The following is a 15,843-nucleotide window of genomic DNA, read 5'->3' as shown; positions in this document are numbered from 1 at the left end:
CCGCGTCTAGAAGACCGACTCCGCCTCGTCCATCCGGTCCTTCGGCACCGTCTTCAGCTCGGTCACGGCCTCCGCCAGGGGCACCATGACGACGTCCGTGCCGCGCAGTGCGGTCATGCGGCCGAACTCGCCCTGGTGCGCGGCCTCCACCGCGTGCCAGCCGAAGCGGGTGGCGAGCACCCGGTCGTAGGCGGTCGGCACGCCGCCGCGCTGGATGTGGCCGAGGATGACCGGCTTGGCCTCCTTGCCCAGCCTGCGCTCCAGCTCGTACGCGAGGGCCGTGCCGATGCCTTGGAAGCGCTCGTGGCCGAACTTGTCGATCGCGCCCTTGCCGTAGTCCATGGAGCCGTCGACGGGGTGGGCGCCCTCGGCGACGCACACGACGGCGAACTTCTTGCCGCGGGCGAACCGCTCCTCGACCATCTTGACCAGGTCGGCGGGGTCGAAGGGGCGCTCGGGCAGGCAGATGCCGTGGGCGCCGGCGGCCATGCCGGACTCCAGGGCGATCCAGCCGGCGTGCCGGCCCATGACCTCGACGACCATCACGCGCTGGTGGGACTCGGCGGTGGTCTTCAGGCGGTCCATCGCCTCCGTGGCCACCCCCACCGCGGTGTCGAAGCCGAAGGTGCGGTCCGTGGAGGAGATGTCGTTGTCGATGGTCTTCGGCACGCCGACCACCGGGAGGCCCGCGTCGGACAGCATCCGGGCGGCCGTCAGGGTGCCCTCGCCGCCGATCGGGATCAGCGCGTCGATACCGAAGCTCTGGATCATGTCGCCCGCGTTCTCGCAGGCCTCGCGGAGCCGGTCGCGCTCCAGGCGGGAGGAGCCGAGGATGGTGCCGCCGCGGGCGAGGATGCCGCTGACCGCGTTGAGGTCGAGGGCGCGGTAGCGGCCGTCGAGGAGGCCCGCGTAGCCGTCCTCGAAGCCGATGACCTCGTCGCCGTAGTTGTCGACCGCTCGGTGCACGACCGACCGGATCACTGCGTTCAGGCCGGGGCAGTCGCCGCCTGCGGTGAGAACTCCGATACGCATCGTGCTGTGTCTCCTGCTCGCTGTTGACACCGGTGAGCCGATCCAATTGTTTCACGGCCGGGCCGCTGACGGGCACGGGCGAACCCCGGTGGACCCTGGACGAGCATGGCCGAGCGTGGTCGGGCATGGCTGGACACTGACGGGCGCCTTATCCATCGCCGGAGGTATTGTCAAGAGGGTCCGCTCACCCCGGTGGGCGATTTTTGCGATTCTTGTGCACGGACCGGCCGCCACCGGACGAACCAGCCGCCACCGACGAAACGGAGAGCACGCGTGACGCGCAGCGTGTACGTGACCGGTATCGACCGCGGCGACGGCCGCCAGGTCGTCGAACTGGGGGTGATGGAGCTGCTGACCCGGCAGGTCGACCGGGTCGGCGTCTTCCGTCCCCTGGTCCACGACGGGCCGGACCGGCTCTTCGAGCTGCTGCGTTCCCGCTACCGGCTCACGCAGGACTCCTCGACCGTCTACGGCATGGACTACCAGGAGGCCTCCGCGCTCCAGGCCGAGCAGGGCACGGACGAGCTGGTGTCCGCGCTGGTCGACCGGTTCCTCCTGGTCGCCCGCGACTACGACGTGGTCCTCGTCCTCGGCACCGACTACGCCGACACCCAGTTCCCGGACGAGCTGTCCCTCAACGCCCGCCTCGCCAACGAGTTCGGCGCCTCGGTGATCCCGGTGGTGGGCGGCCGCAAGCAGACCGCCGAGTCGGTGCTCGCCGAGACGGTCAACGCCTTCCGCGCCTACGACGGCCTGGGCTGCGACGTCCTGGCCATGGTGACCAACCGGGTGGCCCGCGAGGACCGGGACGAGATCGCCGAGCGGCTCGCGGGCCGGCTGCCGGTGCCGTGCTGGGTGGTGCCGGACGAGCCCGCCCTGTCCGCGCCCACCGTCTCGCAGATCGCCCACGCCCTCGGGGCCCGGGTGGTCCTCGGCGACGACTCGGGGCTCGCCCGCGACGCGCTGGACTTCGTCTTCGGCGGGGCCATGCTGCCCAACCTGCTGGCCGCGCTCACCCCGGGCTGCCTGGTCATCACCCCCGGCGACCGGGCCGACCTGGTGATCGGCACGCTCGCCGCGCACAGCGCCGGCACCCCGCCGATAGCGGGCGTCCTGCTCACCCTGAACGAGGTCCCGGGCGAGGGCATCCTCACCCTCGCCGCCCGCCTCGCGCCCGGCACGCCGGTCCTCTCGGTGACCGGCAACAGCTTCCCCACCGCCGAACAGCTCTTCTCCCTGGAGGGCAAGCTCAACGCGGCCACCCCGCGCAAGGCGGAGACCGCCCTCGGCCTCTTCGAGCGGTACGTCGACACCGCCGAGCTGAGCCGGCGGGTCTCCGCCCCCAGCAGCGACCGCGTCACGCCGATGATGTTCGAGCACAAGCTGCTGGAGCAGGCCCGCTCCGACCTGCGCCGGGTCGTCCTGCCCGAGGGCACCGAGGAACGCGTGCTGCACGCGGCGGAGGTGCTGCTGCGCCGGGGCGTGTGCGAGCTGACGCTGCTCGGCCCCGTCGAGCAGATCCGCAAGAAGGCCGCCGACCTCGGCATCGACCTCGACGGCGCCCAGCTGATCGACCCGGCCGTCTCCGAGCTGCGGGACTCCTTCGCCGAGAAGTACGCCGCCCTGCGCGCCCACAAGGGCGTGACCGTGGAGCTGGCGTACGACGTGGTCTCCGACGTGAACTACTTCGGCACGCTGATGGTGCAGGAGGGGCTCGCCGACGGCATGGTGTCGGGCTCGGTGCACTCGACGGCGGCGACCATCCGCCCGGCCTTCGAGATCATCAAGACGAAGCCGGACGCCTCGATCGTCTCCTCGGTCTTCTTCATGTGCCTGGCCGACAAGGTCCTCGTCTACGGCGACTGCGCGGTCAACCCGGACCCGAACGCCGAGCAGCTCGCCGACATCGCCACGCAGTCGGCGGCCACGGCGGCGCGGTTCGGGGTGGACCCGCGGATCGCGATGCTGTCCTACTCGACGGGCACGTCCGGTTCCGGCGCGGACGTCGACAAGGTCCGCGAGGCGACGGAGCTGGTCCGCGCGGGCCGGCCCGACCTGCGCGTCGAGGGGCCGATCCAGTACGACGCCGCCGTGGAGCCGTCGGTCGCCGCGACCAAACTGCCGGGCTCGGAGGTCGCCGGGCAGGCCAGCGTGCTGATCTTCCCCGACCTGAACACCGGCAACAACACGTACAAGGCCGTGCAGCGCTCGGCCGGCGCCATCGCCGTCGGCCCGGTCCTCCAGGGCCTGCGCAAGCCGGTCAACGACCTGTCCCGGGGCGCGCTCGTCCAGGACATCGTGAACACCGTCGCCATCACGGCGATCCAGGCCCAGCAGTCCCCCACCGAGAAGGCGTCCGCCCAGTGAGTCCCAGCCGTGTCCTCGTCCTCAACTCCGGCTCCTCGTCGGTGAAGTACCAGCTCCTCGACATGCCGGGCGGCGAGCGGCTCGCCGTGGGCCTCGTCGAGCGGATCGGCGAGGAGACCTCGCTGCTCCGGCACACGCCGGCAGGCGGTGCGGCCCGTGAGCGCGACGGGGCCGTCCCCGACCACGAGGCCGCGCTGAAGGCGGTGGCGGCGGAGCTGGCCAAGGACGGCCTCGGCGTGGACTCGCCGGAGCTGGCCGCGATCGGGCACCGGGTGGTGCACGGCGGCAAGCACTTCACCGAGCCGACCGTGGTCGACGACGCCGTGCTCGCCGAGATCGAGCGGCTCATCCCGGTGGCCCCGCTGCACAACCCGGCCAACCTCACCGGCATCCGCACCGCCCAGGCGCTGCGCCCGGACCTGCCCCAGGTCGCCGTCTTCGACACCGCCTTCCACACGACGATGCCGGAGTCCGCGGCCCGCTACGCCATCGACGCGGAGACCGCCGACCGGCACCGCATCCGCCGCTACGGCTTCCACGGCACCTCGCACGCCTACGTGTCCCGGGAGACCGCGAAGCTGCTGGGCAGGTCCCCCGAGGACGTGAACGTCATCGTGCTCCACCTGGGCAACGGGGCCTCCGCCTCGGCCGTGCGCGGCGGCCGGTGCGTGGACACCTCCATGGGGCTGACGCCCTTGGAGGGGCTCGTGATGGGTACGCGCTCGGGAGACATGGACCCGGCCGTCATCTTCCATTTGATGCGTGTTGGTGAAATGTCCGCCGACGAGATCGACACTCTCCTGAACAAGAGGAGCGGTCTGATCGGGCTGTGCGGCGACAACGACATGCGGGAGATCCGCCGCCGGGTGGATGCCGGCGACGAGCGGGCCCGACTGGCCTTCGACATCTACATTCACCGGCTGAAGAAGTACATCGGCGCCTATTACGCCGTTCTCGGGCGGGTGGACGCGGTGGCTTTCACGGCCGGGGTCGGGGAGAACGCGGCGCCGGTGCGGGAGGCCGCCGTGGCGGGCCTGGAGGGGCTCGGGCTGGCGGTCGACGGCGAGCTGAACGCCGTACGCGGCGACGGCGCGCGGCTGATCTCACCCCCGGACGCCCGGGTCGCGGTCGCCGTGGTGCCCACCGACGAGGAAATGGAGATCGCGACACAAACCTACGCGCTGGTAAATGGTTCGGGGAATCTCACCTGAGCGGCATCCCGCCCTTTTGTATTTTCCGCCAGACGGAATATTCCGCAGCGAAACAAACCGATAGGATCGCCCCATGCGCCGTTCGAAAATCGTCTGTACTCTCGGCCCCGCGGTCGACTCCCACGAGCAGCTCGTCTCGCTGATCGAAGCCGGCATGAACGTGGCCCGCTTCAACTTCAGCCACGGCACCCACGCGGAGCACCAGGGCCGTTACGACCGTGTCCGGGCCGCCGCCAAGGAGACCGGCCGGGCCATCGGTGTCCTCGCCGACCTCCAGGGCCCGAAGATCCGCCTGGAGACCTTCGCGGAGGGCCCCGTCGAGCTGGTGCGCGGTGACGAGTTCACCATCACCACCGAGGACGTGCCGGGCGACCGGACGATCTGCGGCACCACGTACAAGGGCCTGCCCGGTGACGTCACCAAGGGCGACCAGGTGCTCATCAACGACGGCAACGTCGAGCTGAAGGTCACCGAGGTCGTGGGCCCCCGAGTGAAGACGATCGTCATCGAGGGCGGCGTCATCTCGGACCACAAGGGCATCAACCTGCCCGGCGCCGCGGTCAACGTCCCCGCGCTGTCCGAGAAGGACGTCGAGGACCTGCGGTTCGCCCTGCGGATGGGCTGCGACCTGGTCGCCCTCTCCTTCGTCCGGGACGCCAAGGACGTGGCCGACGTCCACCGTGTGATGGACGAGGAGGGCCGCCGGGTCCCCGTCATCGCCAAGGTGGAGAAGCCGCAGGCGGTGGAGAACATGGAGGACGTCGTCGCGGCCTTCGACGCCGTCATGGTGGCCCGCGGCGACCTGGCCGTCGAGTACCCGCTCGAGAAGGTCCCGATGGTGCAGAAGCGCCTCATCGAGCTGTGCCGCCGCAACGCCAAGCCGGTGATCGTGGCGACCCAGATGATGGAGTCGATGATCACCAACTCGCGGCCGACCCGCGCCGAGGCCTCCGACGTGGCCAACGCGATCCTGGACGGCGCGGACGCGGTCATGCTGTCCGCCGAGTCCAGCGTGGGCGCGTACCCGATCGAGACCGTCAAGACCATGTCGAAGATCGTCTCCGCCGCCGAGCAGGAGCTGCTCTCCAAGGGCCTCCAGCCGCTCGTGCCGGGCAAGAAGCCGCGCACGCAGGGCGGTTCGGTGGCCCGTGCCGCCGCCGAGATCGCCGACTTCCTGGGCGGCAAGGGCCTGGTGGCCTTCACCCAGTCCGGCGACACCGCCCGCCGGCTGTCCCGCTACCGCGCCGCGCAGCCCATCCTCGCCTTCACCACCGACGAGTCGACCCGCAACCAGCTGGCGCTCAGCTGGGGCGTGGAGCCGCACGTGGTGCCGTTCGTGAACACCACCGACGAGATGGTCGACCTGGTGGACCAGGAGACGGCCCGGCTCGGCCGGTTCAACGACGGCGACGTCGTCGTGATCACCGCCGGCTCGCCCCCCGGCGTCCCCGGCACCACCAACATGGTCCGCGTGCTCCACCTGGGCGAGACCCGCCGCGACTGACGGTCCGGTCCGGCCGGCTCACACGGCCTCCGCACAACGCCTGAGGGCGCCCCCTGCGTGCAGGGGGCGCCCTCAGGCGTTGTGCGGCTCCCGAACGGGCTCGTGGGCGCGCTCAGTCGGTCGTGTACTGGTGCAGCCCCGGGATGTGGAGCGTGCCCCCGAACTGACCGGCCTGGACGACCGTCACCTTCGTGAAGTAGATGAGCGGGATGTCCAGCGGCGGCGGGTTCTCCGGGTCGAAGGTGATCGGGATCAGCCCGAGCAGGTTGCCCGAGATGCTCTCGGTGTACATCACCGTGTCGCCGTCGCGGATCGTGGACGTGGAGCCCTTGGCCGCCTGTACGTGGTACGTCTTGCCGGCCTGCTCGTCCTTGACCGTCTGGTGCAGATCGCCGATGTCGGTGCCGTTGGATATGACGTACTTCAGCACCTTCTTGGTGGTGCCGTTGGCCGTCCTGACCTCGACTATCCCCTCGTAGGAGGCACCCTTCAGCAGCAGTGAGCTGGCGTTGAGGTACCACGGGTCGTCGGGCAGCGGCACCGGGTTGTCGACGCCGCCCTCCTCGTCCGTGGCGACCGGGCAGTCCTCCAGGTCCGTGCCGGTGCTCTCCGAGGCGCTCGGGGTGGGCGAGGCGGTGGCCTCGTCCGTGACCTCGTCCTCGGCCTCCTTCGCCTCCTCGACGGCCTCCTTCGCCTCCTCGGTGGCCTTGTCGGCCGGGTCCCCGGCGTCCCCGGCCGCCCCCGACGCCGCGCCGGCCGGGTCCTCCACGGCGTCCTTCGCCGTGTCGGTGACCTTGTCGGTCGTCTCCTGGGCGGACCCGGACGCGTCCTCCTCGGCGCCCTCGGACGCCGAGGGAGTCGGCGTGGGACCCGGGCTCTCCTCGTCCTTCTTGCCGCCGGTGAAGATGCCCTCGATCGCGTCGCCGAGCCCCTCCAGCACACCGCCGCGGGACTCGGACTCGGAGGGCGTCGGCTCCGCGGCGTCGCTCTGCGGGGCCTTGTCCTGCGACTCCTGTGACTCCTGCGCCTCCTGGGAGGCGGAGGGGCTCGGGGCGGGGTCAGCCTCGTCGTCGGAACCTGAATCCGGCGAAGAGGACCCACCCGTGCCCGCGTCCGTGCCACTGCCCTCGCCGGAGTCCTCGGACTCCGAGGGGGACGGCTCCTGCGTTTCGTCCTCGTCGGACGCCCCGTCGGTCGCCGAGGGCGACGGCGTGGGCGACTCGGACGCGCCCTTCTCGGCGTCCTCCAGGGCCGCCACGCAGTCCTTGTACTCGTCGGCCGTCAGGCTGTTGGAGGTCGGCTTCGCCGAGTCGTTGCCGTCGGCGAGGGCCAGCGTCGGCGTGAACCCCATCCCCATGAGGACGGCCGTGGGCATCGCCGCGAGGGCGATCGCCTTGCCGGCCGGCACGTGGAACCTCGTGAACAACGGCTTTTTGGGTGCCGCGTGGCGCGGCCCGGTTCTCACACGGGACGACTCCACGTCAGTCCCGCGGGTCACCTCGTCAGCCGGCACTGTGCCTCCCGTTCGCCCCGTTGGCCGGGCTCGTTCCTGACAGATCGTTCGCCCCCAGCGGCGCGAAGGCCTGGGTGGGGCTCCCGCCGTCCCCTCCGTCCCGCGGCTGCGGCACCGCGGCGTCGGACGCCGGCGTGCCGGGCGCGTGGGTGCCGGGGACCGCGGTCCCGGGGACCACGCCCTCGGGCGCGGCGCCCGTTCCCCTGCCCTCCAGCGGCGGCTCGGCCTGCGGCGGGTCGCCGGGCACCCACGAGACGGCCATGGCCCCGCCGATCAGCGCGAGCAGGAAGCCGATGAGGAAGCCGCCGAGGTTGGAGACCGGGATGGACACCAGCGCCAGCAGGATCGCCGCGACGCCCGCGAAGACCCGTACGTGCTTCTGGAACCACAGGCTGACGCCCAGGACGACCAGCAGCACGCCGATGATCAGGGACCCGGCGCCCGCGGTGGTGGCCATCGCCAGCGTCAGGTGACCGATCTGGAGGTTCGCGTACGGGAAGTAGGCGATGGGGAGTCCGCCGAGCGCGATGAACAGGCCGGCCCAGAACGGCCGCCCGCCTCGCCAGGCGCGGAACTGCAGCCTTCGGCGGGTGAACTGGCCTTCGGCGGCAGGGGTCTCGGCGCTCATGGAAAACAGCTCCCTGGTACGGCTTTGCTGTGGTGGAGATGTGGGCCGCGGGTGAAGGCGCGGCCGGAGAGGGGACGGGCGGGGGCGCCGGTGTGGCTCCCCCGCCCGTCAAGGGGTGCTCAGTAGCACTCCTTGACACCCTTGGACAGCGACATCTTCAGTCCGCTGAGCTTGAAGGTTCCGGCGGTGGTGGCCCACGCCGTCTGCTTCACGTTCTTCAGCGTGGCCGAGTCGGCCTGCTGCGAGAACCCGTAGGGGTTCGCGGTGTCGCCCTTCTTGATGCCGGGACCCTTGACGGCGTCCTTGGCTGCCACACCGATGTCGATGCCGCGGAAGGTGGCATCGGCCTCGAGCTGCTCGACGTCGATGTACAGGTTCTCGGCCTCGACCGGGGTGCTGCCGCCGCCCGCCTTGAGCATGAGGCTGACCGAGCCGATCAGCGGAATGTCCGGGGTGACCACGGACTGACACATGTTCTTGATGGACGCGGACTTGAACGCCGAGACGGCGACGGGGTGAGCCGTCTTCTCGCCCTTCAGCGTGTAACCCGAGTCGATGGCGCCGTACTGGGAGAAGCCCGTACCGTCGAGCTGCTCCGCCGTCACCTTGAACGACTGACCGGAGACACTGAACGACGCTGCCAGGGCACCCTGCCCCAGCGCGACGCCTATCGCAGCCGTGGCGGCCACGCTGGGCACCATGACCACAGCGAACCGCTTCCATCTGGTCCCGCCACGCACCTGGGACTCCATATTTCCTCCTTCTCGGACGTACATCTCCTGGCCTCGGCCCGCCTCCGGTGCGGAGACTCGCCTGGCAGGGATGGGAGAAGTGCTACGTCCTCGGGAAGGAGAGCGCCCGCGCTCGGCGGCACGTACGAACGCGCCCGAATCACCGGCGATCACCCCCGAGCGACAACCACTGGTCGCGCCTGACACGCATCACGCACAACCCTGCTGGACAGGCTTCGCCGGATGGACGAAGACCCCCCTGCCCAAGAGCCGGCACCACTGCTGCCGGCTCTGCTCGGTGGGGACCCAGGAACCCCCGCGACCCGACTGGCTTTCGGGGTACGGGAACGGACCGAGCGTCGCCGATCGTGGTGCATTCTCGCCGTCGGCACAAGGGGGTTCGTTACTCGCTAGTAACGGGCGGATAACCGTGGGGCGACGCACCGGCCCCGAACGGCGACGCTGGGTGCGTCATAGGGGCGGTACAAAACTATTGATCGCTGGACAGATTCCGACAGATCGACGCCGTTGACTTACTTGCAGTAACAGCGGCCGCGATTGCCAAGTTTTGGCAAAACGCGGCCGCATGGGCGTCCCGTCGACAGCTCTTACCCACGGGTATCACGCGGACGAACACCGGGCGATCGGCCTGGAACCGACGCCCGGACCGCCCGTCAGAACAGGGCGCGGGCCAGCGCCCTGCGTGCCGCGGCGACCCGCGGATCGTCGGCGCCGACCACCTCGAACAGCTCCAGCAGCCGCACCCGTACGGCGTCCCGCTCCTCGCCGGCCGTGACGCGCACCGTGTCGATGAGGCGCCCGAAGGCGTCCTCCACGTGCCCCCCGACCAGGTCGAGGTCGGCGGCGGCGATCTGCGCCCGGGCGTCGCCGGGCTGGTCGGCGGCCTCCTGGCGGACCTTCTGCGGGTCGGCGTCCTGCACGCGCTGGAGCAACTCGGCCTGGGCGAGACCCAGTTTCGCCTCCGTGTTGCCCGGGTCCTCACCGAGCACGTTCTTGTACGCCTGGACGGCTCCGGCCAGGTCGCCCGCGTCCAGCGCCCGCACGGCGGCCTCCAGGGCCGCGTCGTGCGGACCGGCCGGCCGCTCGGCGACGTCGGGACGGGCTCCCGGCTCCGCCTCCGGGTCGACGGCGATACCGGTCAGGCCGAAACGCTCCTCGGCGACCTGCACCAGCTGGTCCAGGGTCTGGCGGATCTGCGCCTCGCCGGCGGCGCCCTGGAAGAGCGGCAGCGCCTGTCCGGCCACGACCGCGAAGACGGCCGGGATGCCCTGGACGCCGAACTGCTGCATCAGCATCTGGTTGGCGTCGACGTCGATCTTGGCGAGGAGGAAGCGCCCGTTGTACTCGACGGCGAGCCGCTCCAGAACCGGGCTCAACTGCTTGCAGGGCTCGCACCACTCGGCCCAGAAGTCGATGACGACCGGGACCTCGGTGGACCGCTGCAGTACTTCACTCTCGAAGCCGGCCTCGTCGACGTCGATGACGAGATCGGCCGGGGAGACGGCCCCCGTCCCCCCGTGGCGGGCCGCCTCGGCGCGCGCCTGCTCCGCCTTCGCCTTGGCCTCCTGGGCCGCCTTCACCGCGGCGAGGTCGACGACCCCACTCATGGACATGTTCCGTGGCTGCATGGGTCTATCCTCCCCCGTACTCGCGCGTGTGTGAAAAGCGGCGTGAAAGCCCGCCCCGATGTGTCCTGTTGGCGCCGGGTCCCCACCCCACGCCCGTGGTCGTCGCTGGGGCACGGGTCGGACCCGTGCTTTCGCTACGCCTCGTAGCGTAATGCCATGACGGACCGTCGGAACACCCCGTCTCCGTGATCTGCCTCACGGCCGGCCGCGCGTTACCCGCCGGTTAAGGTCGGTGCATGCCAAGCAGCACCCCCGCCGGCCGTGCCGGGCGCCCGCGCAGTGCCGCGGCGGACACCGCGATCCTGGCCGCGACGCGGGCGGCCCTGGTCGATCTGGGGTGGTCGAAGCTCACCCTGGGAGACGTGGCGACACGGGCCGGGGTTGCCAAGACGACGCTGTATCGCCGCTGGGCCGGCAAGAACGAACTGGTGGTCGACGCGGTCGCCGAACTCTTCGACGAGCTCCGGCTCCCCGACCGCGGCTCCCTGGCCGCCGACATCGAGGGCGTGGTGCTCCAGTTCGCGGCGATCCTGGCCCGCCCGGAGGCCAAGAGCGGCCTGATGGCGGTGGTCGCCGAGTCCACCCGCGACGACGCGTTGCGCGAGCGCATCCGCACGTCGATCGTCGAGCGCCAGAAGCGCCTGGTCCTGGAGGGCCGGGCGCGCGCCCAGACCAGGGGCGAGCTGCCGCCCGAGCCCGACGCGGCCGAGGCGGCCCGCACCGTGGACCTGATCTTCGACGTGGTCGCGGGCGCGGTGGTGCACCGGACCCTGGTCAGCGCGGAACCGGCGGACGACGACTGGGTACGGGGCTTCACACAGGTGCTCCTGTGGGGCCTCGCCTCCACCCCGGCCCAGCACGGAGCCCGGGCGTAGGCCGAGAGCGGGCGGAAGGGGGCGGGCCGGGCGGAGGGGGGACGGGCCGGGGACACGGCCCCGGACACCTCCGCACCGGCCTCCGGCGCCTAGAACCCGGGCGGCTCCGTGTACACGCCCCACTCGTCCCGCAGCACTCCGCAGATCTCGCCGAGCGTCGCCTCGGCGCGCACCGCGTCCAGCATCGGTCCGATCATGTTGCCGCCGGAACGGGCCGCCGCCAGCATGCCGTCGAGGGCGGTGCGCACGGCCGCGTCGTCGCGGGCCGCCTTGCGTGCGCCCAGGGCCCGGACCTGCTCGCGCTCCACCTCGTGGCTGACCCGCAGGATCTCCAGGTCGCCGGTGACGGAGCCGGTGTGGACGTTGACGCCGACGACGTTCTTGTCGCCCTTCTCCAGGGACTGCTGGTAGCGGAAGGCGGACTCGGCGATCTCGCCGGTGAACCAGCCGTCCTCGATGCCGCGCAGGATGCCCGAGGTGATCGGCCCGATCGGGTGCCGCCCGTCGGGGTGGGCCCGCAGCCCCCGCTCCTTGATCTGCTCGAAGATCTTCTCGGCGTCGGCCTCGATCCGGTCCGTCAGCTGCTCGACGAACCAGGAACCGCCGAGCGGGTCGGCGACGTTGGCGACGCCGGTCTCCTCCATCAGCACCTGCTGGGTGCGCAGGGCGATCTCCGCCGCCTGCTCACTGGGCAGGGCGAGGGTCTCGTCGAGCGCGTTGGTGTGCAGGGAGTTGGTGCCCCCGAGCACCGCCGCCAGCGCCTCGACGGCCGTACGCACCACGTTGTTGTACGGCTGCTGGGCGGTGAGCGAGACGCCCGCGGTCTGCGTGTGGAAGCGCAGCCACTGCGCCTTGTCGGTCCGCGCGCCGTACACGTCCCGCATCCAGCGGGCCCAGATGCGCCGGGCGGCGCGGAACTTGGCGATCTCCTCGAAGAAGTCGAGGTGCGCGTCGAAGAAGAAGGAGAGCCCGGGGGCGAAGACGTCGACGTCCAGACCGCGCGACAGCCCCAGCTCCACGTACCCGAAGCCGTCCGCGAGCGTGTACGCCAGCTCCTGCGCGGCCGTGGAGCCCGCCTCGCGGATGTGGTACCCGGAGACCGAGAGCGGCTTGTAGGCGGGGATGCCGGCCGCGCAGTACTCCATCAGGTCGCCGATCAGGCGCAGGTGCGGCTCGGGCTGGAAGAGCCACTCCTTCTGGGCGATGTACTCCTTGAAGATGTCCGTCTGGAGCGTGCCGTTGAGGACGGAGGCGTCCACGCCCTGCCGCTCGGCGGCGACCAGGTACATGCAGAACACGGGCACGGCCGGCCCGCTGATCGTCATGGAGGTCGTCACGTCACCGAGCGGGATGTCCCGGAACAGCACCTCCATGTCGGCGGCCGAGTCGATGGCCACGCCGCAGTGCCCGACCTCGCCGAGCGAGCGCGGGTCGTCGGAGTCGCGGCCCATCAGCGTCGGCATGTCGAAGGCGACCGAGAGGCCGCCGCCGCCGTTGCGGAGGATCATCTTGTAGCGCTCGTTGGTCTGCTCGGCGTTGCCGAACCCGGCGAACTGCCGGATGGTCCACGTGCGCCCCCGGTAGCCCGTGGGGTGCAGGCCGCGGGTGAAGGGGTACTCCCCCGGCCAGCCGATCCGCTCGAAGCCCTCGTACGCGTCCCCGGGCCGGGGCCCGTACACGGGCTCCACGGGATCACCGGAGAGCGTGGTGAAGTCAGCGTCGCGCTTGCGCGCCGCGTCGTACCGGGCCTGCCAGCGAAGGCGGCCTTCCTCTATGGCGTCAGCGTCCATACCCCCGAATTTACTAGGACGTCCAAGTAAATGTCGATGGGTTACCGCCGTACGGGTGTCCGTACGGCGGTGGGAGGGGCTGACGGAGCCGGCTAGGCCTTCGCGGGCGCGGGCGCCTCGGCCGCGGCGACCTTGGTGTCCAGCTCCTGGCTGATCCGGCGCTCCACGAAGAAGGCGGCGGTCGGGATCGTCCCGGCCAGCAGCACCCACAGCTGCTTGCTGACCTTCCACTTCGCCTTGGCGCCGAGGTCGAAGGCGAAGACGAGGTAGACGACGTACAGCCAGCCGTGCGCGATGCTGACGATGCGGGTGAAGTCGGCGGCACCGTCCATGTCCAGCAGGTACTTGGCGATCATGCCGAGACAGAGCAGGATCAGCAGCACACCGGTGACGTACGCCATGACCCGGTAGCGGGTCAGCACGCTCTTTTTCATGCGTACGAGCGTAACCGTCCGTTTCACGCGATCTTCGGGCGGGCCCGGCGACGCGCTCAGGCCTCTTCGAAGTCCCCGGCGGCGATCCGCAGCGGCCTGAGCATCGCGAAGATCTCGCCGCACTCCTCGGCGTCGTACGCGCCCAGGCCGAAGTCCATCGCCATGAGGTCGCGGGTGGCCGCCTCGACCACTTCGCGGCCCTTGTCGGTGATGGTGGCGAGGGTGCCCCGGCCGTCGTTGGGGTTGGGGCGCCGGGCGACCAGACCGGACCTCACCAGCCGGTCGACGGTGTTGGTCACCGAGGTGGGGTGCACCATGAGCCGCTCGCCGATCTTGGACATCGGCAGCTCGCCCGACTTGGAGAAGGTGAGCAGCACCAGCGCCTCGTAGCGCGCGAAGGTCAGCTCGTACGGCTTGACCACGGCGTCGACCTCGGCCAGCAGGATCTGGTGCGCCCGCATGATCGACGTGATGGCGGACATCGAAGGCACGCCGCCCCAGCGCTGCTTCCAGTGTTCGTCGGCACGGGCGATGGGGTCGAACGAGAGACTCAGGGGCTTCGGCACGGCATCAGACCTTACCGGCCGGTCACATGCCGGTCAGCCGCGTCTCGCCTTTCGATACCACCGCCCGCGGCCCACGGCTACTCGGCGAGGTGCCGTTCGACGGTGTCCACCTTCGACGTGAGGCCGTCCGTCACGCCGGGGCGGATGTCCGCCTTGAGGACCAGGGACACGCGCGGGGCCCGTGCCTCGACGGCGGCGACGGCCCGCCGGACGACGTCCATGACCTCGTCCCACTCGCCCTCGACGGACGTGAACATCGCGTCGGTGCGGTGCGGCAGGCCCGACTCGCGGACCACCCGGACGGCGTCGGCGACGTACTCCCCCACGTCCTCGCCGACGCCGAGCGGGGTCACGGAGAAGGCGACGATCATGCGCCCACGACCCCTTCGCGGCGGGCGCGGGAGGCGATGACCGCGCTCTCGGCCTCGCGCTTGAGCCTGCGCTCGGCGAAGAAGCCGCCGGTCGGCAGGACCGACATGACGAAGTAGAAGGCGGCGGTACCGAGGGACCACTTGGCGCGGTTCCAGGCGTCCGCCCAGAAGAGCACGTACAGGACGAAGAGGAAGCCGTGGACCGCGCCCATCACGGGCACCGCGTTGAAGTCGGTGGTCCGCTTCAGCACGGAGCAGACCAGCAGGAGCAGGAACGAGATCGCCTCGGGGCCGGAGACCAGGCGGAGGCGGCGGAGGGCGGAGGCGGTCTTGAGGTCCACGGGTCACCTTCGGTGGGAGAGACATCGGACGTCGACGAGCTGGACTGGGCCGTACGTCTTGTGAACGGGCGCACAAGCGCGTGTCCATTGTGGCAAACCCTCGACGCGCCCGGGTGAGGGGGTCGGCGGCGGGGACATCTCCTCCCGTGGGACCTGTCGGCGGGCCCGTCCGGCGGGCTACCTTCCCATTTGTGGCGATGTTCCGACTTCAAGGCAGCAAGGTCCTCGCCGTCGACATGACCGGAGACGCCGTGAAGGCGAAGAACGGCTCGATGGTCGCGTACGACGGGGAGATGGCCTTCAAGAAACTCAGCGGCGGCGGTGAGGGGATCCGGGGGATGGTGACCCGGCGGATCACCGGTGAGCAGATGACGGTGATGGAGGTGAAGGGGCACGGGACCTGCTGGTTCGCGGACCGGGCGTCGGAGATCACCCTCGTGGGTCTCCAGGGCGACACGCTGTACGTCGAGTCGAGCAACTTTTTGGCGGCCGACGCCGGGCTGCGCACCGGCACCAGCTTCACCGGGGCGCGCGGTGCCTCGCAGGGCAACGGGCTGTTCACCACGACCGTCGAGGGGCACGGGCAGGCGGCGATCATGTCGGACGGCACGCCGGTGGTGCTGCGGGTCAGCGCGCAGTACCCGCTGACCGTCGACCCGGGCGCCTACGTCGCGCACCAGGGGAACCTGCGGCAGTCCTTCCAGTCGGGTGTGACGTTCCGCACGCTGTTCGGCGAGGGCGGCGGGGAGGCCTTCCAGATCCGCTTCGAGGGCGACGGACTGGTCTACGTGCAGCCGAGCGAGCGGAACACGATCGCGGGGGATGTCTGAC

Annotated in this window: 15 protein-coding genes; 5 read left to right on the top strand and 10 right to left on the bottom strand. The window is 70.8% G+C overall.

All coding sequences use genetic code 11. The features are described 5' to 3' along the window. Nucleotides 1–6: 6 nt before the first annotated feature. On the bottom strand, nt 7–1,032 hold the full coding sequence (locus ACGF5T_RS03875) for an ATP-dependent 6-phosphofructokinase (protein WP_356604686.1): 1,026 nt from the start codon (nt 1,030–1,032) through the stop codon (nt 7–9). A gap of 273 nt (nt 1,033–1,305) precedes the next feature. Here ACGF5T_RS03875 and pta point away from each other — a divergent pair, with 273 nt between their 5' ends. From pta to pyk, 3 genes are all read left to right on the top strand, one after another. Then, nucleotides 1,306–3,399, top strand: a complete 2,094-nt coding sequence (gene pta, locus ACGF5T_RS03870) for a phosphate acetyltransferase (protein ID WP_361019638.1) — start codon at nt 1,306–1,308, stop codon at nt 3,397–3,399. Further along, complete coding sequence (locus ACGF5T_RS03865) at nt 3,396–4,610, top strand: acetate kinase (RefSeq protein ID WP_366769145.1); 1,215 nt, start codon at nt 3,396–3,398, stop codon at nt 4,608–4,610. Before pta ends, ACGF5T_RS03865 begins: the two co-directional genes overlap by 4 nt. 73 nt (nt 4,611–4,683) lie before the next feature. Next, nucleotides 4,684–6,114: a pyruvate kinase gene (gene pyk, locus ACGF5T_RS03860; protein ID WP_356604680.1), complete on the top strand. Its 1,431-nt coding sequence runs from the start codon at nt 4,684–4,686 to the stop codon at nt 6,112–6,114. A gap of 112 nt (nt 6,115–6,226) precedes the next feature. On the opposite strand, the gene ACGF5T_RS03855 is transcribed toward pyk, so the two are convergent. The 4 genes from ACGF5T_RS03855 to ACGF5T_RS03840 form a co-directional block, all read right to left on the bottom strand. Next, entirely contained in the window at nt 6,227–7,627 is a 1,401-nt protein-coding gene (locus tag ACGF5T_RS03855; protein WP_366766166.1) for a hypothetical protein, read from the bottom strand. Beyond that, a complete protein-coding gene (locus ACGF5T_RS03850; RefSeq protein ID WP_356604676.1) occupies nt 7,617–8,255 on the bottom strand; it encodes a DUF6114 domain-containing protein in 639 nt (212 codons plus the stop codon). The genes ACGF5T_RS03855 and ACGF5T_RS03850 overlap by 11 nt, the downstream gene beginning before the upstream one ends. Nucleotides 8,256–8,374: 119 nt before the next feature. Further along, a complete protein-coding gene (locus ACGF5T_RS03845) occupies nt 8,375–9,007 on the bottom strand; it encodes a DUF6230 family protein (protein ID WP_356604674.1) in 633 nt (210 codons plus the stop codon). 653 nt (nt 9,008–9,660) lie between these two features. Next, on the bottom strand, nt 9,661–10,635 hold the full coding sequence (locus ACGF5T_RS03840; RefSeq protein WP_356604672.1) for a tetratricopeptide repeat protein: 975 nt from the start codon (nt 10,633–10,635) through the stop codon (nt 9,661–9,663). Nucleotides 10,636–10,871: 236 nt separating this feature from the next. Between ACGF5T_RS03840 and ACGF5T_RS03835 the strand changes: the two genes are divergently transcribed. Next, nucleotides 10,872–11,510 (top strand): TetR/AcrR family transcriptional regulator, encoded by a 639-nt coding sequence (locus ACGF5T_RS03835; RefSeq protein WP_356604670.1) that lies wholly within the window; start codon nt 10,872–10,874, stop codon nt 11,508–11,510. 89 nt (nt 11,511–11,599) lie between these two features. Here ACGF5T_RS03835 and ACGF5T_RS03830 read toward each other — a convergent pair whose 3' ends face one another. From ACGF5T_RS03830 to ACGF5T_RS03810, 5 genes are all read right to left on the bottom strand, one after another. After that, on the bottom strand, nt 11,600–13,300 hold the full coding sequence (locus ACGF5T_RS03830; protein WP_356604668.1) for a methylmalonyl-CoA mutase family protein: 1,701 nt from the start codon (nt 13,298–13,300) through the stop codon (nt 11,600–11,602). A gap of 92 nt (nt 13,301–13,392) precedes the next feature. Continuing rightward, nucleotides 13,393–13,734: a DUF3817 domain-containing protein gene (locus ACGF5T_RS03825; protein WP_361016645.1), complete on the bottom strand. Its 342-nt coding sequence runs from the start codon at nt 13,732–13,734 to the stop codon at nt 13,393–13,395. A 56-nt stretch (nt 13,735–13,790) separates the two neighbouring features. Beyond that, on the bottom strand, nt 13,791–14,300 hold the full coding sequence (locus ACGF5T_RS03820; protein WP_356604664.1) for a MarR family transcriptional regulator: 510 nt from the start codon (nt 14,298–14,300) through the stop codon (nt 13,791–13,793). A gap of 77 nt (nt 14,301–14,377) precedes the next feature. Beyond that, the gene (locus tag ACGF5T_RS03815; RefSeq protein WP_356604662.1) at nt 14,378–14,671 is read right to left on the bottom strand and encodes an MTH1187 family thiamine-binding protein; all 294 of its coding nucleotides are present in this window, start codon (nt 14,669–14,671) and stop codon (nt 14,378–14,380) included. Further along, complete coding sequence (locus ACGF5T_RS03810; protein WP_356604660.1) at nt 14,668–15,012, bottom strand: DUF3817 domain-containing protein; 345 nt, start codon at nt 15,010–15,012, stop codon at nt 14,668–14,670. Before ACGF5T_RS03810 ends, ACGF5T_RS03815 begins: the two co-directional genes overlap by 4 nt. A gap of 197 nt (nt 15,013–15,209) precedes the next feature. Here ACGF5T_RS03810 and ACGF5T_RS03805 point away from each other — a divergent pair, with 197 nt between their 5' ends. Further along, nucleotides 15,210–15,842 carry an AIM24 family protein gene (locus tag ACGF5T_RS03805; RefSeq protein ID WP_053137225.1) on the top strand — a complete coding sequence of 211 codons (633 nt, stop codon included), beginning with the start codon at nt 15,210–15,212 and terminating at the stop codon, nt 15,840–15,842. Nucleotide 15,843 lies beyond the last annotated feature (1 nt).

Source organism: Streptomyces sp. NPDC047853 (assembly GCF_043204535.1).
Taxonomy (GTDB): Bacteria; Actinomycetota; Actinomycetes; order Streptomycetales; family Streptomycetaceae; genus Streptomyces.
Note: the sequence above shows the minus strand (reverse complement) of the source record. Positions and strands in the feature narration are given on the sequence as shown.